The organism is Streptomyces sp. NPDC033180 (assembly GCF_055577645.1).
The window spans coordinates 135,435-160,899 of record NZ_JBVIPU010000015.1; the positions used below are offsets into that span (position 1 = coordinate 135,435).

At 70.7% G+C, this 25,465-nt stretch carries 16 protein-coding genes; 11 read left to right on the forward strand and 5 right to left on the reverse strand.

Going from position 1 to position 25,465, the window contains the following annotated elements:
- The first annotated feature begins 23 nt into the window (after positions 1-23).
- The 3 genes from ACZ5WE_RS31625 to ACZ5WE_RS31635 all read left to right on the forward strand — a co-directional run bounded on the left by ACZ5WE_RS31625 (position 24) and on the right by ACZ5WE_RS31635 (position 7,171).
- Positions 24-3,776, forward strand: a complete 3,753-nt coding sequence (locus tag ACZ5WE_RS31625; RefSeq protein WP_467688002.1) for a S8 family peptidase — start codon at positions 24-26, stop codon at positions 3,774-3,776.
- Positions 3,777-3,908: 132 nt separating this feature from the next.
- A complete protein-coding gene (locus tag ACZ5WE_RS31630) occupies positions 3,909-5,342 on the forward strand; it encodes a protein phosphatase 2C domain-containing protein (protein ID WP_467688001.1) in 1,434 nt (477 codons plus the stop codon).
- Positions 5,343-5,428: 86 nt separating this feature from the next.
- The gene (locus ACZ5WE_RS31635; RefSeq protein ID WP_467687999.1) at positions 5,429-7,171 is read left to right on the forward strand and encodes a pyruvate dehydrogenase; all 1,743 of its coding nucleotides are present in this window, start codon (positions 5,429-5,431) and stop codon (positions 7,169-7,171) included.
- 7 nt (positions 7,172-7,178) lie between these two features.
- Here ACZ5WE_RS31635 and ACZ5WE_RS31640 read toward each other — a convergent pair whose 3' ends face one another.
- Positions 7,179-10,235, reverse strand: coding sequence for an alpha-mannosidase (locus ACZ5WE_RS31640; protein WP_467687997.1), 3,057 nt, complete (start codon positions 10,233-10,235; stop codon positions 7,179-7,181).
- Between the two features lie 217 nt (positions 10,236-10,452).
- On the opposite strand from ACZ5WE_RS31640, the gene ACZ5WE_RS31645 reads away from it, so the two are divergent.
- Positions 10,453-10,935: an ATP-binding protein gene (locus tag ACZ5WE_RS31645; protein WP_467687995.1), complete on the forward strand. Its 483-nt coding sequence runs from the start codon at positions 10,453-10,455 to the stop codon at positions 10,933-10,935.
- 39 nt (positions 10,936-10,974) lie between these two features.
- Here ACZ5WE_RS31645 and ACZ5WE_RS31650 read toward each other — a convergent pair whose 3' ends face one another.
- A complete protein-coding gene (locus tag ACZ5WE_RS31650; RefSeq protein WP_467687993.1) occupies positions 10,975-12,051 on the reverse strand; it encodes a DUF2637 domain-containing protein in 1,077 nt (358 codons plus the stop codon).
- A 232-nt stretch (positions 12,052-12,283) separates the two neighbouring features.
- Positions 12,284-13,135, reverse strand: a complete 852-nt coding sequence (locus tag ACZ5WE_RS31655; protein ID WP_467687991.1) for a (2Fe-2S)-binding protein — start codon at positions 13,133-13,135, stop codon at positions 12,284-12,286.
- 135 nt (positions 13,136-13,270) lie between these two features.
- Here ACZ5WE_RS31655 and ACZ5WE_RS31660 point away from each other — a divergent pair, with 135 nt between their 5' ends.
- A complete protein-coding gene (locus ACZ5WE_RS31660; RefSeq protein WP_467687989.1) occupies positions 13,271-14,047 on the forward strand; it encodes a GntR family transcriptional regulator in 777 nt (258 codons plus the stop codon).
- Positions 14,048-14,241: 194 nt separating this feature from the next.
- On the opposite strand, the gene ACZ5WE_RS31665 is transcribed toward ACZ5WE_RS31660, so the two are convergent.
- Positions 14,242-15,003, reverse strand: coding sequence for a hypothetical protein (locus tag ACZ5WE_RS31665; protein WP_467687988.1), 762 nt, complete (start codon positions 15,001-15,003; stop codon positions 14,242-14,244).
- Positions 15,004-15,157: 154 nt separating this feature from the next.
- A complete protein-coding gene (locus ACZ5WE_RS31670; RefSeq protein WP_467687986.1) occupies positions 15,158-16,876 on the reverse strand; it encodes a PucR family transcriptional regulator in 1,719 nt (572 codons plus the stop codon).
- A 350-nt stretch (positions 16,877-17,226) separates the two neighbouring features.
- On the opposite strand from ACZ5WE_RS31670, the gene ACZ5WE_RS31675 reads away from it, so the two are divergent.
- From ACZ5WE_RS31675 to ACZ5WE_RS31700, 6 genes are all read left to right on the forward strand, one after another.
- Positions 17,227-18,117 carry an FAD binding domain-containing protein gene (locus tag ACZ5WE_RS31675; protein WP_467687985.1) on the forward strand — a complete coding sequence of 297 codons (891 nt, stop codon included), beginning with the start codon at positions 17,227-17,229 and terminating at the stop codon, positions 18,115-18,117.
- On the forward strand, positions 18,117-18,710 hold the full coding sequence (locus tag ACZ5WE_RS31680; protein WP_367045984.1) for a (2Fe-2S)-binding protein: 594 nt from the start codon (positions 18,117-18,119) through the stop codon (positions 18,708-18,710). Before ACZ5WE_RS31675 ends, ACZ5WE_RS31680 begins: the two co-directional genes overlap by 1 nt.
- A gap of 2 nt (positions 18,711-18,712) precedes the next feature.
- Positions 18,713-21,103, forward strand: a complete 2,391-nt coding sequence (locus ACZ5WE_RS31685) for a xanthine dehydrogenase family protein molybdopterin-binding subunit (protein ID WP_467687982.1) — start codon at positions 18,713-18,715, stop codon at positions 21,101-21,103.
- 345 nt (positions 21,104-21,448) lie between these two features.
- Positions 21,449-22,927 (forward strand): NCS2 family permease, encoded by a 1,479-nt coding sequence (locus tag ACZ5WE_RS31690; RefSeq protein ID WP_467687981.1) that lies wholly within the window; start codon positions 21,449-21,451, stop codon positions 22,925-22,927.
- A gap of 36 nt (positions 22,928-22,963) precedes the next feature.
- Positions 22,964-24,121 (forward strand): XdhC family protein, encoded by a 1,158-nt coding sequence (locus tag ACZ5WE_RS31695; protein ID WP_467687979.1) that lies wholly within the window; start codon positions 22,964-22,966, stop codon positions 24,119-24,121.
- A 91-nt stretch (positions 24,122-24,212) separates the two neighbouring features.
- Entirely contained in the window at positions 24,213-25,427 is a 1,215-nt protein-coding gene (locus ACZ5WE_RS31700; protein ID WP_467687977.1) for an FAD-dependent monooxygenase, read from the forward strand.
- Positions 25,428-25,465: the final 38 nt, after the last annotated feature.

A 25,465-nucleotide genomic window follows, 5' to 3' on the forward strand; every position in this document is an offset into this window, starting at 1 on the left:
GCCCATCAACCCTGGGGAGAGCGATGCGCCCGATATCGCGCACGGCCTTAGGGGCGGCGTCCGCCGTCGTCCTCGCCGTCACCGCGGCCGTCCCGTCCGTGGCCGAGCCGCGTACCGCGGCGGCCACGAGTCCGCTGGTCGGCAGCGTCCCGCAGGGGGAGGGGAGCTCCGTCGTCACCCTCGTCACCGGTGACCGCGTCCTCGTCACCACCGACGGCAAGAACCGCGCGGGCGCGAGCGCGCTGCCCGGCGCCGACGGCACAGTGCCCCTCGTCCAGACCAGACAGTCGGGCAAGGACCTGTACGTCTACCCCGAGGGCGCCGTCCACGCGATCGCCGCAGGCAAGGTCGACGAGGAACTCTTCAACGTCACCGGCCTCGTCCGGCAGGGCTACGACGACGCGCACGCCAAGCACCTCCCGCTGATCGCCGTGTACGACAACTCCGTCGACGTCACGCGCTCGGTGCCCGCCACCCCGCGCGGCGCCGAACGGGGGCGCGTCCTCGAACCCGTCGACGGCGTCGCGCTGAAGGCCGACAAGAAGAAGGCCGCCGACTTCTGGGCGGACATCACGTCGCCCAAGTCCCGCTCCGCGTCCGACCTGACGAAGCTCTGGCTCGACGCCAAGGTCAAGGCCACCCTCGACCGGTCGACGAAGCAGGTGCACGCCCCCGAAGCCTGGGCCGCGGGTTACGACGGCAAGGGCACCAAGGTCGCCGTGCTCGACACCGGCGCCGACGCCGAACACCCAGACCTCAAGGGCCGGATCGGCGCCGCCAAGAACTTCACCGACTCCCCGGACGGCGAGGACCGCCAGGGCCACGGCACCCACACCACCTCCACCGTCGGCGGCACCGGCGCGGCGAGCGGCGGCAAGAAGAAGGGCGTCGCGCCCGGCACCGAGCTGCTGCACGGCAAAGTCCTCAACGACAGTGGTTCGGGCGCCACTTCGTGGATCATCGCGGGCATGCAGTGGGCCGTCGACGAGAAGGCCGACGTCGTCTCCATGAGCCTCGGCAACCCGGCGAGAACCGACTGCACCGACCCGATGAGCACGGCCACGGAGGAGCTCGCGCAGTCGAGCAAGGACACCCTCTTCGTCCTCGCCGCGGGCAACACCGGGCCGAGCCTCAACTCCGTGTCCTCGCCCGGCTGCGCGCCGAGCGTCCTGACCGTCGGCGCCGTCGACCGCGACGACTCGACGGCCTCGTTCTCCAGCCGCGGGCCCGCGTACGGCTCGCACACCCTCAAGCCGGAGATCGCCGCGCCGGGCGTCGACATCTCCGCCGCCGCGGCGGGCGGCCGTGGCGTCTACGCGTACCAGTCCATGAGCGGTACGTCGATGGCGACGCCGCACGTCGCGGGCGCCGCCGCCCTGGTCAGGCAGCGCCACCCGGACTGGAGCGCCCAGCAGATCAAGTCGGCCCTCGTCTCGTCGGCGGACAGCGCCATCCCCGGTGACGTGACCGAGACGGGCGGTGGCCGCCTCGATGTGAAGGCCGCCATCGACCAGAAGGTGCTCGGCTCGCCCGCCGTGCAGGGCGGCAGCTTCGGCTGGCCCCAGGACCACTCGGACCGCACCACGATCGACGTCCCGTACACCAACACCACGGACAGAGCAGTGGAGTTGAAGCTGTCACTGCAGGGCGTCACCGGCCAAGACGGTTCGGCCGTGCGGTCGGACATCGCCGAGCTCGGCGCGCGCTCCGTGAAGGTCGCCGCCGGGGCCACGGTCGAGGTCCCGCTGAAGCTGGACCCCGACGCGTACCTCAAGAAGTCCCAGTACGGTGACGTGACCGGCCGCGTCCTGGCGAAGGCCGGCGGGGGCGTCGCGGTCTCCACGCCCTTCTCCCTCTACGTACAGCCGGAGACCGTCAGCCTGCGCGTGAAGCTCGTCGACCGTGGCGGAAAGCCCGCCGACGGACCGTCTTCCGTCGACCTCATCGGCACGGACGACGCCACCGGTGAGCGCCGCTTCAACGAGGGCGCCAACGACCAGACGTACCAAGTCCGCCCGGGCGCCTACTTCCTGACCGGATTCATCGCGACACCGGATGAGGGCGGCGGCACACTGACCGACTCGCTCACGCACATCGCCCGGCCCCAGGTCGAGGTGAAGAAGGACATGACCGTCACACTCGACGCCCGCAAGGCACACCGCCTCACCGTCAAGACGGACAAGAAGTCCGAAGTACGCGGCGCCACCCTCGGGTTCGCCCGCACCTGGGGCTCCGACAACTGGCTGCACGCGGGCACCGCGGCCGGACCGCGCTCCATCCGCGGCTTCTACCAGTCCGTCGAGGGCAAGGCGACCGACGGCACCTTCGAGTCGAGCACCTACTGGCGTGCGGCGGCGCCCCTGCTCTCCGAACTCGCCGTGGTGGGCGGCGAGTCGCTGCACCCCACGCCCGCTTCCACCGGATCGGCCAACCTCGACGGCACGGGCAGGGCGACTCTCGTGGACGCCGGGCCCGGCACACCCGCGGAGCTGGAAGCCGCAGGGGTGAAGGGCAAGATCGCCCTCGTCAAGGTCCCGGACGGCGGCGGCGCGAACACCGTCGCGACGAACGCGAAGGCGGCGGGAGCGATCGCGGTCATCGCCCATCGCACGGCCCCGGGCCGCTGGTACCCCTCGGTCGGCCTCAGCGGCTCCCCGCTGCCGGTACTCGGCATCCAGACGGCCGAGGCGAACGCGCTGCTCGCCGAATTGGCCCATGGCGACGTCGAGTTGAAGTGGAAGGGAACGGCGAAGAGCCCCTACGTCTACAACCTCGCCTTCCCCGAGACCGGCCAGATCCGCGATGACCGCACCTACCGGGTGCGGGACAAGGACCTCGCGGCGAACGAGGCGACGTACCGCGCGATGGGCACGGCGACGGACTATGTGGACCTGCCGTCCGCCGTCCGCCCCTCGGGTCTCGAGGTGTACTTCGCCGACATCGAGTCGGTCCCGGCCCCCGGCAAGCGCACCGAGTACTACTCGGCCGGCACGACCGGCTGGGGCCACCAGGTCTCCAGCAGCTTCCCGTTCGGCGAGTTCATGATCGACCCGGTGCGCACGTACAAGAAGGGGGAGCGGCGCAGCGAGAAGTGGTACGAGGGCGTGCTCACCCCCGCCGCGCCACGCGACGCCGACGGCGACCTCGGACTCGCCGGAGAGCGGCAGGGCAACCTGATCGGTGTCGCACCCGGATTCTGGGGCGACGGTGAACACGCCGGGATCCAGGGCAGTTTCGGCGACATCGGTGGCCTGGAGCTGAAGCGGGACGGCGAGGTCGTGGGTGAAACAGGCTGGCCGTACGGCGTGTTCTCGGTCCCGGCCGACGACTCGGCGTACGAACTCACCCTCCACACGCACAAGATCGGCTCGAAGGTCTGGAACCGTTCCCTGAGCACGCAGACCACGTGGGCGTTCCGCTCGCACCTCGACGAGGAGGTCTACTCGCAGGGCATCCCGATGCTGTTCCCGCGCTACGAGCTGCCGGAGGACGGCATGAAGACGCTGGCCGCCGAGGACGGCCAGAAGATCGGGATGACGGCGACGGGGCACTCGGGCTACAAGCCCGGCGCGCTCAAGTCGGCGGCCCTGTCCTACTCGTACGACGAGGGCAGGACCTGGACCGAGGCCAAGACGTCCGTGTCCGGCGGCAGGTGGACCGCGACCGTGAACCACGCGGGCGCCACGGGCAAGCAGGTCTGGCTCAGGACCGAACTGACGGATGCGAACGGAAGTTCCGTCACGCAGACGGTGGCCCGCGCCTACGACGTGCGATAAACACACAGACACCGCCGGGCGGTCCTCCCGTGGGGGGTGGGCCCGCCCGGCGGCCCTCATCGTCACTCTTCCGGTGGCCGGAATTTCCGGATGCACCGTTTTCGTACGGCCTCTGCGGTGGACAATAGGGGCATGAGCCAGCAGGGGGAGAGGCACGACGGAGCCTCCGGCCAGGAGGACGACTGGTGGGGTCAGCTCTACGACGACTCCGCTCATGACACGGGTCCGGCCGATATGGCCGACACCCTCGACGACAGGTTCGCGTCGGCGGCTTCCGCGGCGGCGGGCGAGGACGTGCCTGCTTCAGCGGCACCGTCGTACGACCCCCCGCCCCCACCAGACGTTCGCGTGCGCCCGGACGTCGCCCCCTGGGAGCCCTCCGCCGCGCCCACGGGGCCGGTCACCTTCCCGACGGGGCCGCTGAAGCAGCCCGGCGACCCGAGCCGTACCACCGCCGTCCCCGCGCCCCGCGCGCCCGAGGAGTCCGCCGTTCCGGAACCGCAGGCTCCCGCCCCGGTGGAACCGCAGGCACCGCAGGCACCCGCCCCGGTGGATGTGGAGCCGTCCGTGGTGGCGTCGGCGCCTGTGGACGCCGTCCCGTACGTCGGCGACGGCCCGCCCACCTACGACGCCGACCCCACCGTCCTGCCCGCCGCCGACCCCGACGACCTGGGCGATCTGGTCGCCGACACCGTGCTCGACGGCGCCCGCTACGGCAACTCCACCCTGCGCGCCGTCTCCGTGCGCGGGGACTCCGCGCGCTATCGGGGCGAGCCCCGCCGCGACTCGCTGCTCACCGCGCGGTTCGGGACAGGCGAGAGCGCCCTGGTCCTGGTGGCCATGGCCACCGGCGCGCGCGCCACACCGGGCGCCCATCGCGCCGCCGCCGAGGCCTGCGCGTGGATCGGGCGGGCCGTGGGCCGCAGCCATCAACGCCTCTCCGAGGACATCCGGGCCGCCCGGCGCGGGGACCTCAAGAGCGGCCTCCATCGGCTCACGGACCGCAGCCTCGGCAAGCTCCGCGCGCACGCCGCCGACCTCGGCGTCGAGCCCGAGGAGTACGCGGCGTCCCTGCGCTGCCTCCTCCTGCCGGCCGACCCTGAATGCCGCACCCGCGTCTTCTTCGGCGTCGGCGGCGGCGGACTCTTCCGGCTCAGGGACGGCGCCTGGCAGGACATCGAGCCGCACGTCAGCGACTCCGCCGGTGACGCAGGGCCGCCCGTGGTCGGGTTCGGTTCCGTACCGCCTCAGACGCCCGACGGCGATCGGCTCACCATGGACATGGGGATCATCACGCCCCCGAGTCCCTACGAGCCCGCACCCGAGCCGCCGCCCCGCGAACCCTTCCGCTTCCGGGCCTCCGTAGCCCGCCCGGGTGATGCCCTGATGCTCTGCAGCGGCGGCCTCGCCGAGCCCCTGCGCGGCGAGCCCGAACTCGCCGCCCATCTCACCCAGCGGTGGACGAAGAGCGGTCCTCCGGGCCTCGCGACCTTCCTCGCGGACATCCAGGTCAGGGTCAAGGGGTACGCGGACGACCGGACGGCGGCCGCCGTCTGGGAGGCGTGAGCGCCCTCGTTTGGGAGGCGTGAGCGCCCGCCCTGTGAATTCATGGACCCCAAGAGAGTCAAGGGGACTGAAGGGTTCGTGAAGCCATGGCCAAGCAGAACGTCGCCGAACAGTTCGTCGACATCCTCCACCGCGCCGGTGTGCGCCGCATGTACGGAGTCGTGGGCGACAGCCTCAACCCGGTCGTGGACGCGATCAGGCGCACCAAGGGCATCGACTGGGTGCAGGTGCGGCACGAGGAGACCGCGGCCTTCGCCGCCGGTGCCGAGGCCCAGATCACCGGCAGCCTCGCCGTCTGCGCCGGCTCCTGCGGCCCCGGCAACCTCCACCTGATCAACGGCCTCTACGACGCCCACCGCTCCATGGCACCGGTCCTCGCCCTCGCGTCGCACATCCCGTCGAGCGAGATCGGCCTCAGCTTCTTCCAGGAGACCCACCCCGACCGGCTCTTCCAGGAGTGCAGTCACTACAGCGAGATGATCTCCAGCCCGCAGCAGATGCCGCGGCTGCTCCAGACCGCCATCCAGCACGCGATCGGACAGTCCGGCGTCAGCGTCGTCACCCTGCCCGGAGACATCGCCGACCAGGAGGCGCCGGACAAGTCCCCCGAGAGCGCCCTGGTCACCTCGCGCCCCACCGTGCGCCCCGGCGACACGGAGATCGACAAGCTCGCCGCGATGATCGACAAGGCCGACAAGGTCACCCTCTTCTGCGGCAGCGGCACGGCGGGCGCGCACGCCGAGGTCATGGAGTTCGCCGAGAAGATCAAGTCCCCGGTGGGCCACGCCCTGCGCGGCAAGGAATGGATTCAGTACGACAACCCGTACGACGTCGGCATGAGCGGGCTGCTCGGCTACGGCGCCGCCTACGAGGCCACCCACGAGTGCGACCTCCTGATCCTCCTCGGCACCGACTTCCCGTACAACGCCTTCCTGCCCGACGACGTCAAGATCGCCCAGGTCGACGTGCGGCCCGAACGCCTCGGCCGCCGCTCGAAGCTGGACCTCGCCGTCTGGGGCGACGTACGCGAGACCCTGCGCTGTCTCACCCCGCGCGTCAGGCCGAAGAGCAACCGCAAGTTCCTCGACAAGATGCTGAAGAAGCACGCGGACGCCCTCGAAGGCGTCATCAAGGCCTACACGCGCAAGGTCGACAAGCACGTACCGATCCATCCCGAGTACGTCGCGTCCGTGGTGGACGAACTCGCCTCGGACGACGCGGTGTTCACCGTCGACACGGGGATGTGCAACGTCTGGGCGGCCCGCTACCTCTCCCCGAACGGCAAGCGCCGCATCATCGGCTCCTTCAGCCACGGCTCGATGGCCAACGCCCTGCCGCAGGCGATCGGCGCCCAGTTCACCGACCGCAAGCGCCAGGTCATCTCGATGTCCGGCGACGGCGGATTCTCCATGCTGATGGGCGACTTCCTCACCCTCGTCCAGCACGACCTGCCGGTGAAGGTCGTCCTCTTCAACAACTCCTCCCTGGGCATGGTCGAGTTGGAGATGCTGGTGGCCGGGCTGCCTTCGTTCGGCACGGCCAACCACAACCCCGACTTCGCCGCCGTGGCCCGCGCCGCCGGTGCCTACGGGGTACGCGTCGAGAAGCCCAAGCAGCTCGTGGGCGCCCTGAAGGACGCCTTCTCGCACAAGGGGCCCGCGCTCGTCGACATCGTCACGGACCCCAACGCCCTCTCCATCCCGCCCAAGATCAGCTCCGAGATGGTGACCGGCTTCGCACTCTCCGCCAGCAAGATCGTCCTGGACGGCGGCGTCGGCCGCATGGTCCAGATGGCACGCTCCAACCTGCGGAACGTGCCACGCCCCTGACGCCCAATCAGGCAGGCCGCAGGCGCAGCGTCACGATCTGGAACGGACGCAGCGCGAGCACGAGCCCCGCGTCGTCGGTGTGGGCCGCTTCGAGCGGACGCTCCAGGAGATCGGTCACCTCGGCCGCGCTCACCGCGAACGACGTGGTGAGCGCGGCCGCCGCGCGCCCACCCCGCGACTCGTAGAGACGCACCACGACATCGCCGCTCCCGTCGTCCGCGAGCTTCACCGACTCCACGGTCACCGCCGGATTGTCGACACTCACCAGCGAGGGCAGCGCGGGCGCCGCGGCGACCCGCAGCGGCAGGTTGAGCGCGAGCCCCTCCGCGACCGCGTCGCCCGTCGTCGCGCCCGGCAGCAGGGCGTAGGTGAACCGGTGCACGCCCAGATCCGTCTCCGGGTCAGGGCTGTGCGGGGCGCGCAGAAGCGTGAGCCGCACGGTGGTGCCGATCCCCTCACCGTGCGGAGCGCGCGTCACGTCATGGCCGTACGTCGAGTCGTTGAGCACCGCCACGCCGTACGCCTCCTCGGCGACCCGCAGCCACCGGTGCGCGCAGATCTCGAAACGGGCCGCGTCCCAGCCGGTGTTGGCGTGTGTGGAGCGGTGCACGTGCCCGAACTGGATCTCGGCGGCGGATCGTTCGGCGTGCACGTCCAGCGGGAAGGCGGCCTTGAGGACCTTCTCCGACTCCCGCCAGTCGACCTCGGTGACGACGTCGATGCGACGGCTGCCCGCCGCGAGCCGGATCTCCTGGGTGATCCGCGACTCCCCGAAGGCCCGCACCACACGGACGGCGACCCGCAGCGGCCCGTCCTCGACCAGCTCCACGGACTCGGCCCCGGTGAGGTCGGTGTGCGTGTTGCGGTAGTGCTTGTCCAGGTCCCAGGCGTCGTAGTGCGTGGGGTGGTCGGGGTGCAGTTGAAGCAGATTGCCGCGCGTGCCGGGGGACAGGACCTCGCGGTGCGCGTCGATGTCGTGCACGGAGGTCAGCAGCCCGTCCGCGTCGATGGCGACGCGCAGGTGCTCGTTCAGCAACTGGATCTCGCCGTCGGCCAGGAGCGCTGTCGTACCGGTCTCCCGCGTGTACGAAGCGGCCTCCTCGAGGCTCGTGCTCCCCAGCGCCGGGACATGGACGTGCACCAGGTCGCCCTCGTCGGTCCTGACGACCTCGCTGCGGGCGTACGGCGACGCGTTGAGCGCGACGGGCCCTCCCGGGCCGAGGGAGCGGACCGCCGACGCGGTGATCTCATCGAGCTCGGACAGCACGCGCGCGTACGTGTCGCGCGCTTCCCGGTGCACCCACGCGATCGACGAGCCCGGCAGGATGTCGTGGAACTGGTGCAGCAGCACCGTCTTCCAGAGCCGGTCGAGAGTCGAGTAGGGGTAGACGTACGAAGGGTCGCGCACCGCGGCAGCCGTGCACCACAACTCGGCCTCGCGCAGGGAGTGTTCGGTGCGGCGATTGCCGCGCTTGGTGGCGGCCTGCGTCGTGTACGTCGCGCGGTGCAGCTCCAGATAGAGCTCGCCGGACCAGACCGGCGCCTTGGCGCCGTACTCCTCCTCGGCGGCGGCGAAGAACGCCGAAGGCCTCTCGATCTCGACGCGCGGTGACCCCTCAAGGGACCGCAACCGCCGTGCCTTCTCCAGCATTTCGCGCGTCGGGCCTCCACCGCCGTCGCCCCAGCCGAACGGCACGAGGGAGCGGGACGCGCGGCCCTTCTCGGTGAAGTTCCGTTCCGCGTGGGCGAGTTCGGCGCCATGGATCTGGGAGTTGTAGGTGTCGACCGGAGGGAAGTGCGTGAAGACCCGGGTGCCGTCGATGCCCTCCCACCAGAAGGTGTGGTGCGGCATCTTGTTGGACTGGTTCCAGCTCAGCTTCTGGGTGAGGAACCAGCGGACGCCCGCGAGCTTCGCCAGTTGCGGGAAGGCCGCCGTGTAGCCGAAGGAGTCCGGCAGCCAGATCTCCTCGGTCTCCACTCCCAGCTCCTCGCGGAAGAAGCGCATGCCGTGCGTGATCTGCCGGGCCAGCGCCTCGCCGCCCGGCATGTTGGCGTCCGACTCGACCCACATGGAGCCCACCGGCGCCCAGTTGCCGTCCGCGACGGCCTTCTTGATGCGCTCCCAGATGTGCGGCTGGTGCTCCTTGACCCAGGCGTACTGCTGGGCCTGCGAGCAGGCGAAGACCAGCTCGGGGTAGTCCTTGGCCAGAGCCGTCACATTGGCAAAGGTGCGGGACGCCTTGCGCACCGTCTCGCGCAGCGGCCACAGCCAGGCCGAGTCGATGTGGGCGTGCCCGGTGGCCGAGACCCGGTGCGCGCTGGCGTGGGCCGGACTCGCGAGGACCTCCGTCAGCTCGGTGCGCGCCGCTGCCGCCGTGCCCGACACGTCGTGCAGGTCGAGGGCGTCGAGCGCACGCTCCAGAGCGCGCAAGATCTCGTGGCGGCGCGGACGGGCGGCGTCCAGTTCGTACATGAGCTCGGACAGGACTTCCATGTCCAGGGTCAACTGCCAAACGTCCTCGTCCAGTACGGCGAGATCGGCAGACGCGAATCGGTAGATGAGGCCATCGCCCGCGGTCAGTACGTCGCCCAGGGGCGTCGGTTCGAAGTCGTGCAGAACGGTGGGGTTGGCCGCCGCCTCCAGGAGGAGGTGCACCGGCTCGCCGCCCTGGGCGGAGGCGGCCACGGGGATGTGCCGGTTGCGGGGGTGAATGCCCTTGAGGGGGATGCCCGAGGCGTCGTACACCAGGCCCTCCGCCTGGAAGCCGGGGCCCTCACCGGTGAAGCCGGGGTCGACGACCACCTCGACATGGCGCCCGCGCCAGGCCTCCGGCACCTGACCACGCAGCCGGAACCAACTGGTCGACCAGGGCTTTCCCCAGGCGGTGCCCGTCACGAAGGGCTCGTACGAGGCCTCGATGGCCTCGGCGACAGGGACTGGTTCGCCCGGCGCGTGCCAGACGGAGAGGGAGAGCGGCACACGGTCCGCGTACTGGGCGGGGCGGATGAACTGCCGCAGGGCGCGCTCAAGGCGTCCCTCCACCAGCAGTCGGTCGTCGTGCACGGCGGCTCCTCGTAATGCTCGGGCGGGCCCGAAGTGGCGCGATCGGGCCCGGTCAGGATCATGCGGAAACGGTCCACCGCTTCACTTCCCCGCCGGGCCCGGGCGCACCCACTCCAATGGTTGACGAATGGACATGAGTGCCGCCAAGCGAGTGGGGCATGAATTCCGTGAGCGTGTTCGAGCAGGGAGGAATGGACTCAGTTTGTGGGCGGGGGTCATGACGAGGCAGTTAAGAGGGGGCGGTCCCATTCATCTGGGGACCTCTTCGCCGAAAGCAAGGGACGAGCCGATCGACGACAAGCCGGTGGAGCTCCATCGGGCTCAACTCCGGCGCAGATTGGGGCGATCCGATCTGCGAGCGGTCCCTGAGGTCAGGGGCGCGCTGCGCGAACTGCTCCGGACCTGGGGGAGGCCCGGACGATCCGAGATAGCCGAGCTGCTGACCAGCGAACTGGTCACGAACGCACTGGTGCACACCGATCGCGATGCCATTGTGACGGCGACCGTGCGGCCCGGCAGGCTGCGCGTCGAGGTCAGGGACTTCGTGGGGCGCCGACCGAAGCTCTGCGCGGCGAACGCCGACGACAGCACGCACGGCAGGGGCCTGATGCTCGTGCAGTCCCTCGCCGACGCGTGGGGCGTGCGGGCGCACGGGGTCGGGAAGGTGGTGTGGTTCGAGCTGGACGGCGGCCCGGCATGAACCGGGCCGCCGGCCAACTCCCGTCCTGCGCTGCTGACATCAGCCGAACTGCTGCTCCAGATCCTTGAGCTTCTGCTCAAGGGAGTCGAGCCGCGGCAGCGTCTGGGTGTCGTCCTCGGCGGTGAGGTCGACGGTGACGGGTTCCGTGCCGTTCTTCACGGCCTGGAGGGAGGGACGGGAGCGCAGCGGCAGCTGGTCCTGTTCCTGCGGCGCCGGGGGCGGTGCTATCGCAGGGTCCGCGCCGACCTGCGCGGACCCTGCGGCCGGAGCGACGGCCGGCAGATCGACCTGCCGCCCGCCGCCGCGGCTCGGGAGGCTGCGATGGCCCCTGCTGATGGCCTTGAGCTGCGCCCGCTCCAGCTTCTCGCGGCCCCGCCTGGTGATCCGGGTGCGCTCCTTCTCGCGTCGGTCCTCGCGGACCTCCTCGACCGCCTCGTCCAGGGTGCGTACGCCTTCGAGGAGCATCAGCGACCAGGCGCCGAAGGTCTCCCGGGGCGCGCGCAGCCACCGTACGATCCGGATCTGCGGCAACGGCCGCGGCACCAGGCCCTGCTCGCGCAGTGCCGCACGGCGGGTCTGCTTCAGCGCGCGGTCGAAGAGCACCGCCGCCGACAGCGACATTCCGGCGAAGAACTGCGGAGCGCCCGCGTGGCCGAGTCCCCTGGGCGCGTGCACCCAGTTGAACCATGCTGCGGCGCCCGCGAACGTCCACACCAGGAGTCGCGAGCCGAGGGCCGCGTCACCGTGGCTCGCCTCGCGCACGGCGAGCACGGAGCAGAACATCGCCGCGCCGTCGAGCCCGAACGGGACCAGGTACTCCCAGCCGCCGGTCAGGTTGAGGTTCTGCCGGCCGAAGCCGACCAGGCCGTGGAAGGAGAGTGCGGCGGCGACCGCCGCACAGCAGAACAGCAGAACGTACGAGGCCGTTCCATAGACGGCCTCCTTGCGCCTGCGGCGCTCCTCGCTGCGTTCCCAGGAGTCGTCGCCTGAGATACCGGCTGCCGACTTCTGCCCGGCGCGCTTGCCGCGTGCGAGTACCGCCACCGCCACCAGCATGCCCAGGAGCAGGACGCCACCCGGAAGCAGCCAGTCCAGCGATATGTCGGTCAGTCTCATCTGGGGTCCCTTGCGTCGCGGTAGGGCGTTCGGGCGCCATAGTGGCCCAATCCCGATGGCCCCCAGAGGGGTTTTCGGGCAAGAGAACGCCAAGGGGGGTGCAAAGGGGTGCGGCGCGCGCCGTTTTGCTCGAACTCAGGCCTCAGTGAGGGGAGTTGAGTTCGATTAAACGAACACGAAAGGGTGGTTCAAGGAGTAGGGGTCGTGGTTTCGGCCCGGTTCGGGGCTCCGGTCACGCCGCGGCGGCGGCGCTCAGCCGTGCGACGCGCTCCGCGTCACAGGTGCGCGGGCAGGTCACACAGGTGTCCTCGGGGCGCAGCGTGTAGAACATGCAGCAGCTCGCGCGGTCGCGCGTCGGCAGGGACTCGCCGTTCGGCCCCCGCAGCTCACGGAACCCCGCCGTCCCCACGTACGGCTTGGTGGCGCCCGGAAGCAGCCGCTCGAGCTCGGTGGTGGCGCGCTGCTCCTCGCCGAGGAGATGGGCGATGTACCACAGGCCCTCGACGATCTCGTCCGTGGCGACACTCCACAGGGCGCGCGATCGGCGCCGCATCCGGGGCCCGAAGGCATCCAGAAGCGGTCCCAGATGCTCGGCGACGGCGGCCCGCACCTCCGCGCGCAACGCCTCCTCGTCCGGCACGACGCGGGCACCGGGGAGCGAGGCCGCCGGATCGCCGGGCAGGCAGGCGAAGCCCGAGCTGCGTACGGCCAGGCGGCCGAGGGTGCGCTGGAAGGACACGTTCTGTACGGGGTAACGGGGGACCCGGCGGTGCAGGAACCACGGCACGGTGATGAGGAGCGTGGCCGGCCAGGCGTAGCGGTGCAGCGCGAAACTGGCGATGACGTCCGGCCGCCCGGCCTGTCCGTAGTCCTTCAGTACCTGCGCCTCGTCCCACGCCATGAAAGCGTCGAGGTCGGCCCCGCCCTCCGCGAGCAGGGAGGCGGTGACCCAACCGCCGCCCCGGGGGGCCTGCTCCTCGTCGCCGAGCTCGCTCACGCGCAGTCCGGGAAACACCTCGGTGAGGCGGGCGTAGGCGTCCGCGAGGGCGCTCGGGGCGCGCTTCGCCAAGGTGGGTACGGACATGCGAGGACCGCCGCATCACGATCGATTACAGGTAAGCCTAACCTTACCCAGAATGATCGAGGTTTCAACTGCGGGGCTGTCCGCCTATGGTGCCTCTCGTACCTTTCGGACCGAGCGGACTTTGGGGTGGACCTCGTGGAGCAGGCCAGAGCGCATGACGCGTACCGCCTCGCCGTCCGTGTGCCGGAGCAGGTGCGCGCCTCATCGGTCCCGGCCCCGGCGTCGCCCCCGGCAGCCCGCGGTGAGCACACACACGGGGAAACGGCGGTACCCGCGCCCCGTAGGGCGGTGCAGCGGAACTCGGTCCGCGGACAGATCCTGGACGCCCTGCGGGACGCGCTCGTCGGGGGAGACCTCGCGCCCGGCGAGGTCTACTCGGCGCCCGTGCTCGGCGAGCGCTTCGGGGTCTCGGCGACTCCCGTGCGCGAGGCGATGCAGCAGCTGGCGATCGAGGGAGCGGTGGAGGTCGTGCCGAACCGCGGCTTCCGGGTCACCGAGCGGAGCGCGCGCGAGCTGGGGGATCTCGCGGAGGTGCGGGCGCTGATCGAGGTGCCGGTGATGCTGCGGCTCGCCCGCACGGTGCCCGCGGCGCGGTGGTGCGAGCTGCGGCCCCTTGCCGAGGCGAGTGCGGTGGCGGCGGCGGGCGGTGATCTTGCGCGGTACGCCGAGGCGGACCGGGCCTTTCACGGCGCGGTCCTCGCCCTCTCCGGGAACCAGCAGCTGGTGCAGGTGGCGGACGATCTGCACCGCCGGTCGCAGTGGCCCCTGGTGAGCGGCCCCGTCCACGCCCGCCGCGCGGATCTTGTCGCTGACGCGGCGGAGCACATGGCTCTGCTGGAGGCGTTGGTGGCGCAGGACTTGGGGGTGGTGCAGGCCCTGGTGAGGGAGCACTTTGCGGGGGCGGGGGGCTGAGGTCCGGGCGGCCCCTGCGGGGCGCTCCCCCATCCCACCCCTTCCCGAAACCGGGGCTCCGCCCCGGACCCCGCTCGTCGAACTCCCCCAGACTTCGTCCGGGGGACCCCCAGGGGCTGAAACCACTCAGCCCGTCCGGCGTTTGAGGACGAACTCGGCGGAGCCGGTGATGACGGTGTGCCCAGGCCGGAGGCTCACGCCGCCGGCGCCGGCGGCGACAACTGCTGCGCCAGCCACGACGGCACCCCGCCCATCAACCGGAACAGCCGCGCCGCCTCGGCCCGAAGGCGCCCCGCTTCAGGCTCCGGCTCCGCATCAGCAAGAGCCGCAAGCGCGGGCGCAGTACCCACCAAGTACCCCAGCTCCTCCCGGATCCGCAGCGACTCCGCGAAGCCGTGCCGCGCCTCCGCCAACTCGCCCTCCCGCAGGGCAAGTCCGGCCAGGTGCCGCCAGGTGAAGGAGAGCAGCAAGGGATGGTCGTGCGCCGTCGCCCCCGCATGCGCCCGCCGGTAGGCGGCCCGCGCCGCCTGCGGCGAGTCCGAGATGTGCTCGGCGATGAGACCCCGGCGGAAGTCGAGCAGCGGCCGCCCCGAAGCGTTCGGGGCGAGCAGCGCCGCCGCCCGCCCCAGCGCCGTACGCGCCTCGTCCGCCCGGTCCCGCACGGCGAGCACCGTGGAGGCGTACGCCAGCTGGCCGCGCTCGCACGCCGCCGCCCCGCGGTCGTCGTCCTTCACGGCCAGCGCCTCGGCCGTCCGCAGTCCGTCCTCCGCCTCGGCCCAGCCCTCTCCCGTGAACAGGCACCGCTCCACCAGGAGCGAGGTTCTCTGCAGCGCGGCCCCCGGCCCCTCCCGCGAGGACAGCAGTGCGGCCGCGTCGGTCCAACAGCCGCGCGAGCGCAGCCGCCATACCGCGGTCTGGAGTGGATCGTCCCCTGCAGTCGTTCCGGAACCAGACATGGCGGTATGCGCCACGTTGCCCTCCCCGAGCACGCCATTGAGCTGTTGAGTAGTGGGCGCATCTCAGCATGGATCGGCGCACCCGGCCAAGGGGCTGGGTGAAAGAATTCACAAAGGGCGTGCCATGAAAGGTGTTTGACCGGGGTCGCTCGCGTCAGCTCATTCGCAGTGCCAGGAAGAAATCGAGCTTGTCCTCGAGGCGTGAAAGGTCACGACTCGTCAACTGCTCGATACGGCCCACTCGGTAGCGCAACGTGTTGACGTGCAGGTGCAGCCGCGCCGCGCATCGCGTCCAGGAACCGTCGCAGTCCAAGAACGCCTCCAGGGTCGGAACGAGCTCCGCCCGGTGGCGCCGGTCGTAGTCCCGCAGCGGGTCCAGGAGGCGGGCCGTGAACGCCCGGCGCACGTCGTCGGGGACGAAGGGCAGCAGCAGGACGTGCGAGGCCAGCTCCTGGTGGCCGGCCGCGCACACTCGCCCCGGACGCGCCGCCGCGACCCGGCGGGCGTGCCGGGCCTCCTCCAGGGCGCCGCGCAGGCCCTCCGCCGAGTGCACGGACGCGCTGACGCCGAGCGTGAGGCGGCCGTCGCCGTCGAGGCCGGCCGACAGGGGGTCCCGTACCGACTCCAGAAGGGAATCGGCCAGCAGGCCCGTCTCGGAGCCGTCGTGCTCCGCGGAGACCGCAGGCAGCGGTACGAGTGCGATCGCCTCGTCACCCGTATGGGCCACCGCGATGCGATCGGATGGTTCGGGGCCCGCGGACAGCGGGTCCACGAGGATCTCTTCCAGGAGGGACTGGGCCACCGGACCGCCCTCGATCTCGCAACCGTCCCACTCGACGCGGGCCACCACGACCTGCCAGTGCGGTGCCGCGCCCAGGCCGGGAAGCAGCACGGGGGCGGCGACCCGCAGGCGCGCGGCGATCTCCGCCGGGGCCGCGCCCGTCTGGACCAGTTCGAGGACCTCCTGGGCCAGCCTGCGCCGCACCGTGCGGGCGGCGTCACGCCGGTCGCGCTCCACCGCGATCAGCTGGGTGACGCCCTGGAGCAGGTCGAGCCGCTCCTCGGGCCAGTCGCCCGCGTCGGCCTCGACCGCCAGGAACCAGTCGGACAGGACCGTCTCGCGTACGTCACGCAGGGCGGCCGTGCTCGCCGCGGCCGCCGCCGATGTCGATGCCGTGGGGGAAGCCGCACCGCGCCCACTGCTCCGAACGGGGAACAGGGAGTACGTCGTGCCGTCCACCTGGACCCGGTGCGGGCCCCGCCGCCCCGTGCGGGCAGCGGCCAGGTGCTCGCCCGCCAGACGCCCGCACACGGCCCCGGGGAGGGCGGGGCCCGCCGCGCTCGACCCGGCGATGGGGCGGCCCGCGGGGGACAGGACCCAGGCCCGCAGATCCAGGTCGGAGCCGAGCAGGTCCAGGACGACGTCGGGGCCGCCGCCGGTGGGGCCCGAGGTCATCAGGCGGCGGTGCCGGTCCACGACGGCGGCCAGGTCACCGGCCCGCTCGCCGGAGACCTGGCGGACGACGTGCTCGGTGATGGTCGCGAAGGCGACCGACTCGTTCACGGCGAACAGCGGCAGGCGGTGCCGCGCGCAGGCCTCGACGATGTCGTCCGGGACGTCGCCGAGCTCGGCCTCGCCCGCGGCCAGGGCCGCCACTCCGGCGCTCGCGAGGATGCGTACGAAGGGTTCCGTGTCCGAGGCGTCGCGGCGCCACGCGAGGCCGGTCAGGACCAGCTCGCCACCGGCGAGATACCGGCTGGGGTCGCGCAGGTCCGTGGTCATCACACCGCGCACGGTGCGGTCGAGCTCGTCATCGCCGCCGAGCAGCCGCAGGCCCAGCGCGTCGGTGTCAAGGAGTGCGCGCAGCCGCATGGTGGTCGCCGCCGATCTTGTCTCGAATGGGATGTACAGACAGTTCGGATCTGTCGACTCTGTGTCGCTGAAAGTCGACCCTGACCCTCGTGTCCTGGGGCGCCTCCGGCTTCCAGGGGGAATCCGCGAGGTTACTGAGGCTCGTTCTTCATACGAATCTACAAGACGCGCGCCTTGGCCAGCCAACTCCTTCATGGTTTCGGTGACTGACCGCATCGGACGGCTGAGCGGTGTACTTGCCCCAATCCGCGTTAACAGCACATGAACAAGCAGTCGAGGGACGAACGGCCCGAGTGGCTGGAACGAAGTCCCCCGAAGCGAACGACCCACGATACGAAGAAGAGAGCCTCATGGACTTCCTTCGCCCCGCCAGCTGGGAGGAGGCGCTCGCCGCCAAGGCCGAGCACCCGACAGCTGTGCCGATTGCGGGTGGCACCGATGTGATGGTCGAGATCAACTTCGACCACCGTCGTCCCGAGTACCTGCTTGACCTCAACCGCGTCGCCGAGCTGAGCGAGTGGTCGGTGGGCGAGGAGACGGTCCAGCTGGGCGCCTCGGTTCCCTACAGCACGATCATGGAGGAGCTGCGCACCGAGCTCCCCGGCCTCGCGCTCGCCTCGCACACCGTCGCGTCCCCGCAGATCCGCAACCGCGGCGGCGTGGGCGGCAACCTCGGCACGGCGTCCCCGGCCGGTGACGCCCACCCGGCGCTGCTCGCCGCCGACTGCGAGGTCGAGGTGGAGTCCGTACGCGGCTCGCGTCTCATCCCGATCGACGACTTCTACACCGGCGTGAAGCGCAACGCCCTCGCCCAGGACGAGCTGATCAAGTCCGTCCACATCAAGAAGGCGGACGGCCCCCAGCAGTACTCGAAGGTCGGCACCCGCAACGCGATGGTCATCGCCGTGTGCGCCTTCGGTATCGCCCTGCACCCCGAGACCCGGACCGTGCGGACCGGCATCGGCTCCGCGGCCCCGACCCCCATTCGGGCCAAGGCCGCCGAGGAATTCCTGAACGCGGCTCTCGAAGAGGGCGGCTTCTGGGACAGCAAGAAGATCATCACCCCCTCGATCGCCAAGCAGTTCGCGGAGCTCGCCTCCGGTGCCGCCAACCCGATCGACGACGTCCGCGGCACGGCGAACTACCGCCGGCACGCCGTCGGCATCATGGCCCGCCGCACGCTCGGCTGGACCTGGGAGTCGTACCGCGGCAACGGCCGCAGCACTGAGGGAGTCGCATAATGCGCGTGAACTTCACGGTCAACGGCCGTCAGCAGGAAGCCGACGACGTCTGGGAGGGCGAGTCCCTTCTCTACGTCCTGCGTGAGCGCATGGGGCTCCCCGGTTCGAAGAACGCCTGTGAGCAGGGCGAGTGCGGGTCCTGCACCGTCCGCCTCGACGGCGTGCCGGTCTGTTCGTGTCTGGTCGCCGCCGGACAGGTCCAGGACCGTGAGGTCGTCACTGTCGAGGGCCTCGCGGACTACGCGAAACACCGCGACGACGCCCACCCGGGCGGCGCCTGCGGCTCCGTCTGCGGCGGCACCTCGCTGCAGGAGGCCCGCCAGTGGCAGGCCAAGGGCACCGACGGCCAGACCGGTGAGGGCGGCGAACTCTCCTCGATCCAGCAGGCGTTCATCGACGCCGGCGCCGTCCAGTGCGGCTTCTGCACCCCCGGTCTCCTCGTCGCGGCCGACGAACTCCTGGAGCGCAACGCCTCCCCGTCGGACGCCGACATCCGTGAGGCGCTCTCCGGCAACCTCTGCCGCTGCACCGGTTACGAGAAGATCCTGGACGCGGTCCGCCTGGCGGCCGCCCGTCAGGAAGAGACGGTCTGATCATGGCTGGAACCAAGACCACCACGGGTGCGCCCACCGAGGTCACCCAGAAGCACAACAAGGGCGGCATCGGTGAGTCCACGCTCCGCCCGGACGGCACCCTGAAGGTCACCGGCGAGTTCGCCTACTCCTCGGACATGTGGCACGAGGACATGCTCTGGGGCCAGACGCTCCGCAGCACCGTCGCGCACGCCGAGATCGTCTCCATCGACACCGTCGAGGCGCTCAAGACGCCCGGCGTCTACGCCGTCCTGACGTACGACGACCTGCCGGCCGAGATGAAGAACTACGGCCTCGAGCTCCAGGACACTCCGGTCCTCGCCCACGGCAAGGTCCGTCACCACGGTGAACCGGTCGCCCTTGTGGCCGCCGACCACCCGGAGACGGCCCGCCGTGCCGCCGCGAAGATCGTGGTCGAGTACAAGGAACTGCCCCTCATCACCGACGAGGCGTCGGCGACCGCTCCGGACGCCGTCCTCGTGCACGAGGGCCGCAGCGACGAGTACATCAAGCACGTCCCGCACCCGAACATCGTGCACAACCAGCCGATCATCCGGGGCAACGCCGAAGAGGCCGCCAAGAAGGCCGACTTCATCGTCAAGGGCGAGTACACCTTCGGCATGCAGGACCAGGCCTTCCTCGGCCCGGAGTCCGGCCTCGCCGTGCCGTCCGAGGACGGTGGCGTCGAACTGTACGTAGCCACCCAGTGGCTGCACTCGGACCTCGAACAGATCGCCCCCGTCCTCGGCCTGCCCGAGGACAAGGTGCGCATGACGCTCTCCGGCGTCGGCGGCGCGTTCGGTGGCCGCGAGGACATCTCGATGCAGATCCACGCCTGCCTCCTGGCGCTGCGCACCGGCAAGCCGGTCAAGATCGTCTACAACCGCTTCGAGTCCTTCTTCGGCCATGTGCACCGCCACCCGGCGAAGCTTTACTACGAGCACGGCGCCACCAAGGACGGCAAGCTCACGCACATGAAGTGCAAGATCGTCCTGGACGGCGGCGCCTACGCGTCGGCCTCCCCGGCGGTCGTCGGCAACGCCTCGTCCCTCTCGGTCGGTCCGTACGTGATCGAGGACGTCGACATCGAGGCGATCGCCCTCTACTCGAACAACCCGCCCTGCGGCGCGATGCGCGGCTTCGGCGCCGTCCAGGCCTGCTTCGCCTACGAGGCCCAGATGGACAAGCTCGCCGACAAGGTGGGCATGGACCGGGTCGAGTTCCGCCAGCTCAACGCCATGTCGCAGGGCACGCTCCTGCCGACGGGCCAGCCGGTCGACTCGCCGGCCCCGGTCGCCGAGATCCTGCGCCGCGTCAAGGCCCGCCCGCTGCCGCCCGAGCGCCAGTGGGAGTCCAGCGAGGGCGCCGACGTCCGCGCGCTGCCCGGCGGTCTCTCCAACACCACGCACGGCGAAGGCGTCGTCCGCGGCGTCGGCTACGCGGTCGGCATCAAGAACGTCGGCTTCTCCGAGGGCTTCGACGACTACTCCACCGCCAAGGTGCGCATGGAGGTCATCAACGGCGAGCCGGTCGCGACCGTGCACACCGCGATGGCGGAGGTCGGCCAGGGCGGCATCACCGTCCACGCGCAGATCGCCCGCACCGAGCTCGGCGTCCAGCAGGTGACCATCCACCCCGCCGACACCCAGGTGGGCAGCGCCGGTTCGACGTCCGCGTCCCGTCAGACGTACGTCACCGGTGGTGCGGTCAAGAACTCCTGCGAGCTCGTCCGCGAGAAGGTCCTGGAGATCGGCCGCCGCAAGTTCGGCTCCTACCACCCCGCGTGGGCCACCGCCGAGCTCGTGCTCGAAGGCGGCAAGGTCCTCACCGACGGCGGCGAGGCCCTCGCCGACCTGGCCGAGCTGCTCGAAGGCGAGACCGTGGAGGTCGAGGCCGAGTGGCGGCACCGTCCGACCGTGGCCTTCGACAAGAAGACCGGTCAGGGCAACGGCCACGTCCAGTACTCGTTCGCCGCGCACCGCGCGGTCGTCGAGGTGGACACCGAGCTCGGCCTGGTCAAGGTCGTCGAGCTGGCCACCGCCCAGGACGTCGGCAAGGCGCTCAACCCGCTCTCCGTGGTCGGCCAGATCCAGGGTGGTACCACCCAGGGCCTGGGCGTCGCGGTGATGGAGGAGATCATCGTCGACCCGAAGACCGCGAAGGTGCGCAACCCCTCCTTCACGGACTACCTCATCCCGACCATCCTCGACACGCCGACCATCCCCGTCGACGTGCTCGAACTGGCCGACCCGAACGCGCCCTACGGCCTTCGCGGCATGGGCGAGGCCCCGACTCTCTCGTCGACCCCGGCCGTCCTCGCGGCGATCCGGAACGCGACGGGTCTGGAGCTGAACAGGACGCCGGTACGTCCCGAACACCTCACCGGCACCTGATCCCTCCCGGGAGGGGGAGCAGAAAAAGAACAAGAATGGGGGGCTTCGTCCCCCAAAACCCCCTCCTCCAAAAGCTCTCCGGGCGGCGCGTGCCTCCCACGGAACGTCACACTTCCCGTCGCCCGTGCCGCCCGGAGAACCCCAGTACCGCACCGCTCGCGGTCATCGCAGTACCTGAGCAGCACCCACGCACCACCCACGCTCTTCGGAGCCCCAGTTCGTCTCGGGCCGTCCCCCGGGTCGTGCAGCCAAACGCACCATCCCAAATCTCGCAGTCTCCACAGGCCCAACCCTTAGCGAACAGCCTGTTGCGGGTGCCCCTATGAACCTTGGGAGTTAGGCACCATGACCCAGCAGTCAACGGAGCCGAAGACCACGGCAGAGGACGCGGGCAACGGCTCACGCGTCCCCGCCGGCAGGTCCTGGCTCGACCGGTATTTCCACATAACCCAGAGAGGGTCGACGGTCGGTCGGGAGGTGCGTGGCGGCGTCACCACCTTCATGGCGATGGCCTACATCATCCTTCTGAACCCCGTGATCCTCTCGGTCCCCGACGCCACGGGACACCGGCTCGACGGTGATCAGCTGACCACCGCCACCGTCTTCGCGGCGGCCGCCACCACCATCGTCATGGGCATCCTCGGCAATGTGCCGCTCGCCCTCGCGGCGGGACTCAGTGTCTCCGCCGTCATGGCCTTCCAGGTCGCCCCGGAGATGACCTGGGGCAACGCGATGGCGATGTGCATCATCTACGGCGCCATCATCATCCTGCTGGTCCTCACCGGCCTGCGGACCCTGATCATGGACGCGATCCCCCTGGCGCTGAAGCACGCCATCACCATGGGCATCGGCATGTTCGTCACGCTGATCGGTCTGGTCCAGGCGGGCTTCGTCACCTCCATGCCGTCCGAACACGGCGACATGTACGCGAAGCCGATCCAGCTGGGCGTCGACGACAAGCTCATGGGCTGGCCCGTCCTCTGCTTCGCCGTCACCGTCCTGCTGATCTTCCTGCTGCAGGTCCGCAAGGTCCCCGGCGCGATCCTCATCGGCATCGTCGGCGGCACCGTCTTCGCGGCGATCGTCCACCAGCTCGCGGGCATGAGCCCCAAGGAGTGGGGTCTGAACGCCCCGGAGCTCGACGGCTCCGTCGCCTCGTCGCCCGACTTCGGCCTCTTCGGCGAGGTGTCCTTCAGCGGCATCGGCGACATCGGCGCCATCACCGTGGGTGTCATCGTCTTCACCCTGGTCCTCGCCGGCTTCTTCGACGCCATGGGCACCATCATCGGCATCGGCCAGCAGGCCAACCTCGCCGACAAGGACGGCAAGATGCCGGGTCTGAACAAGGCCCTGGCGATCGACGGCGCCGGTGGCGTCGTCGGTGGTTTCGCCGGTGCGTCCGGCCAGACCGTCTTCGTCGAGTCCACCGCGGGCGTCGGCGACGGCGCGCGCACCGGCTTCGCGAGCGTCGTCACCGGTCTCGCGTTCACGCTCTGCCTCTTCTTCACCCCGCTCGCCCAGCTCATCCCGACCCAGGTCGCGTCCGCCGCCCTCGTCGTGATCGGCGCGATGATGCTGAGCAACGCCCGGCACATCGACTGGACCGACCAGGCCACCGCCATTCCGGTGTTCCTGACCACGGTCCTGATGCCGTTCACGTACTCCATCACGGTGGGTATCGCGGCCGGTGTCATCGCCCACGTCCTGATCAAGGCCGTCCAGGGCAGGGCCCGCGAGATCGGCTGGCTGATGTGGGCGCTCGCGCTCGTGTTCCTCGCCTTCTTCGCGCTCCATCCGATCGAGAACTGGATGGGCGTCAAGTAGCCCATCCTGGAATCACACACCCGTTAGGAGACGGACATGCTGGACATCGCCGAGGAGCTGAACCGGTGGGTCGAGCAGGGACGCGACTTCGCCGTCGCCACCGTGGTGGCGGTCGGCGGCAGCGCGCCCCGGCAGCCCGGTGCGGCCCTGGCCGTCGACTCCGACGGCACGGCGATCGGCTCCGTCTCCGGCGGGTGTGTGGAAGGCGCCGTCTACGACCTGTGCCAGCAGGCACTGGAAGACGGGACGAGCGTTCTTGAACGCTTCGGATACAGCGACGAGGACGCCTTCGCCGTGGGCCTGACCTGCGGCGGCATCATCGACATCCTCGTCACCCCGGTCCGCGCGGACTCCTCCGTGCGGCCGGTCATCGCGTCCGCCCTCGCGGCTGCCGCGTCGGGCGAGGCCTCGGCCGTCGCCCGCATCACTTCCGGACCCGCGGACCTCGTGGGCCGGGCTCTTCTCGTACGCTCCGACGCCGACGCCCCTCATGAGGGCGGCCTCGGCGGACATCCCGAACTGGACCGCACCGCGGCGGGCGAGGCCCGCGCGATGCTGGACGCGGGGCGCACCGGCACGGTGGAGATCGGTGAGGACGGCTCGCGCTGCGGGCAGCCGCTCACGCTCCTCGTCGAGTCGAGCGTCCCGCCGCCCCGCATGATCGTGTTCGGCGCGATCGACTTCGCGTCGGCGCTCGTCAGGATCGGCAAGTTCCTCGGCTACCGCGTGAGCGTCTGCGACGCGCGGCCCGTCTTCGCCACGGCGGCCCGCTTTCCGGACGCGGACGAGATCGTCGTCGAGTGGCCGCACAAGTACCTGGAGCGGACGGAGGTCGACGGCCGCACCGTCCTGTGCGTCCTGACGCACGACGCCAAGTTCGATGTGCCGCTGCTCGAACTCGCCCTGCGTCTTCCGGTCGCCTACGTGGGCGCGATGGGATCGCGCCGCACACATGAGGACCGCAACAAGCGGCTGCGCGAAGTCGGCGTGAGCGAGCTGGAGTTGACCCGGCTCCGCTCGCCCATCGGCCTCGACCTGGGGGCGCGTACCCCGGAGGAGACGGCCCTCTCGATCGCCGCGGAGATCGTCGCGAACCGGCGGGGCGGCAGCGGGGTCTCGCTGACGGGCGCGCACACGCCGATCCACCACGAAGGCGGGCGGCGTCCGGCCGGGCGCATCGGATCGGTGGCCTGACGCCTCGGGTCGGATAGATCCACGGGTTCATGACATGCGCCTGCTACGTTGCGTCACATAATGCCCATTATGTGACGTAACGGGAGCGTTTGTGAAAGTCGCCTGCGTCGGTGGCGGGCCCGCCGCCCTGTATCTCTCGGTCCTGCTCAAGCGGCAGGACCCGTCCCACGACATCACCGTCCACGAGCGCAACCCCGCCGGATCCACATACGGCTGGGGGGTCACCTACTGGGGCGGTCTGCTCGACAAGCTCCGCGCCGGTGACCCCGAGTCCGCGCGTGCCATCAGCGAGCACTCGGTCCGCTGGAGCGACGGTGTCGCGCACGTCGGTGACCGCAGAGCCGTCCACCACGGCGACGAGGGCCACGGCATCGGTCGCCACCGGCTCCTGGACATCCTCACGAGCCGGGCCCGATCGCTCGGCGTACGCGTCGAGTTCGAGAGCGAGATCACCGACGCGGCCCAGCTGCCCCACGCCGATCTGATCGTCGCGGGCGACGGCGTCAGGAGCGCGCTGCGCGAGCGCCACACGGACCACCACGGCGCTGAGGTCGCGCTCGGCCGGAACAAGTACATCTGGCTCGGCACCACCAAGGTCTTCGACTCCTTCACCTTCGCCTTCGTGGAGACCGCGCACGGCTGGATCTGGTGCTACGGCTACCGCTTCGGCGACGAGCGGAGCACCTGCGTCATCGAGTGCTCCCCGGAGACCTGGACGGGCCTCGGCCTGCACGCGGCGGGCGAGGCCGAGGGCCTTGCCCGCCTGGAGCGGCTCTTCGCGGGGCCGCTGGAGGGGCACCGCCTGATCGGCCGCGCGCAGGCCGACGGCAGCGCGCAGTGGCTCAACTTCCGGACGCTGACCAACCGGACGTGGCACCGCGGCAACGTGGTCCTGCTCGGCGACGCCGCGCACACCACGCACTACTCGATCGGCGCGGGCACGACGCTCGCCCTGGAGGACGCGATCGCCCTGGCCGACGCGTTGCGGGGGAGCCCGGAGCTCACTCCCGCCCTCGCGCGCTACGAGCGGGAGCGGCAGTCCGCCCTCCTCTCCGTCCAGAGCGCGGCCCGCTACAGCGCCCAGTGGTACGAGAACCTGCCGCGCTACATCGGCCTCGACCCGGCCCAGATGTTCGCGCTCCTCGGCCAGCGCCACTCCCCGCTGCTTCCGCACGTTCCGCCGCAGCTGTACTACCGAATCGACCGCGCTGCCGAGCAGTTGGAGCCGCTGCGCAGGATGAAGCGATGGCTGGGGCCGCGGGTGGCGCGTACGTTGCACGGACGGTCGCGGGTCTCGCGGGGCTGAGCCGTGAGGAGGGGACGCGGGACGCCTAGGATGATCTT

Bases quoted from the DNA above. Each gene is read 5' to 3' on its own strand.
- ACZ5WE_RS31625 (WP_467688002.1), top strand. From the start codon at position 24: ATGCGCCCGATATCGCGCACGGCCTTAGGGGCGGCGTCCGCCGTCGTC.
- ACZ5WE_RS31630 (WP_467688001.1), top strand. From the start codon at position 3,909: ATGAGCCAGCAGGGGGAGAGGCACGACGGAGCCTCCGGCCAGGAGGAC.
- ACZ5WE_RS31635 (WP_467687999.1), top strand. From the start codon at position 5,429: ATGGCCAAGCAGAACGTCGCCGAACAGTTCGTCGACATCCTCCACCGC.
- ACZ5WE_RS31645 (WP_467687995.1), top strand. From the start codon at position 10,453: ATGACGAGGCAGTTAAGAGGGGGCGGTCCCATTCATCTGGGGACCTCT.
- ACZ5WE_RS31650 (WP_467687993.1), bottom strand. From the start codon at position 12,051: ATGAGACTGACCGACATATCGCTGGACTGGCTGCTTCCGGGTGGCGTC.
- ACZ5WE_RS31655 (WP_467687991.1), bottom strand. From the start codon at position 13,135: ATGTCCGTACCCACCTTGGCGAAGCGCGCCCCGAGCGCCCTCGCGGAC.
- ACZ5WE_RS31665 (WP_467687988.1), bottom strand. From the start codon at position 15,003: ATGTCTGGTTCCGGAACGACTGCAGGGGACGATCCACTCCAGACCGCG.
- ACZ5WE_RS31670 (WP_467687986.1), bottom strand. From the start codon at position 16,876: ATGCGGCTGCGCGCACTCCTTGACACCGACGCGCTGGGCCTGCGGCTG.
- ACZ5WE_RS31675 (WP_467687985.1), top strand. From the start codon at position 17,227: ATGGACTTCCTTCGCCCCGCCAGCTGGGAGGAGGCGCTCGCCGCCAAG.
- ACZ5WE_RS31680 (WP_367045984.1), top strand. From the start codon at position 18,117: ATGCGCGTGAACTTCACGGTCAACGGCCGTCAGCAGGAAGCCGACGAC.
- ACZ5WE_RS31685 (WP_467687982.1), top strand. From the start codon at position 18,713: ATGGCTGGAACCAAGACCACCACGGGTGCGCCCACCGAGGTCACCCAG.
- ACZ5WE_RS31690 (WP_467687981.1), top strand. From the start codon at position 21,449: ATGACCCAGCAGTCAACGGAGCCGAAGACCACGGCAGAGGACGCGGGC.
- ACZ5WE_RS31695 (WP_467687979.1), top strand. From the start codon at position 22,964: ATGCTGGACATCGCCGAGGAGCTGAACCGGTGGGTCGAGCAGGGACGC.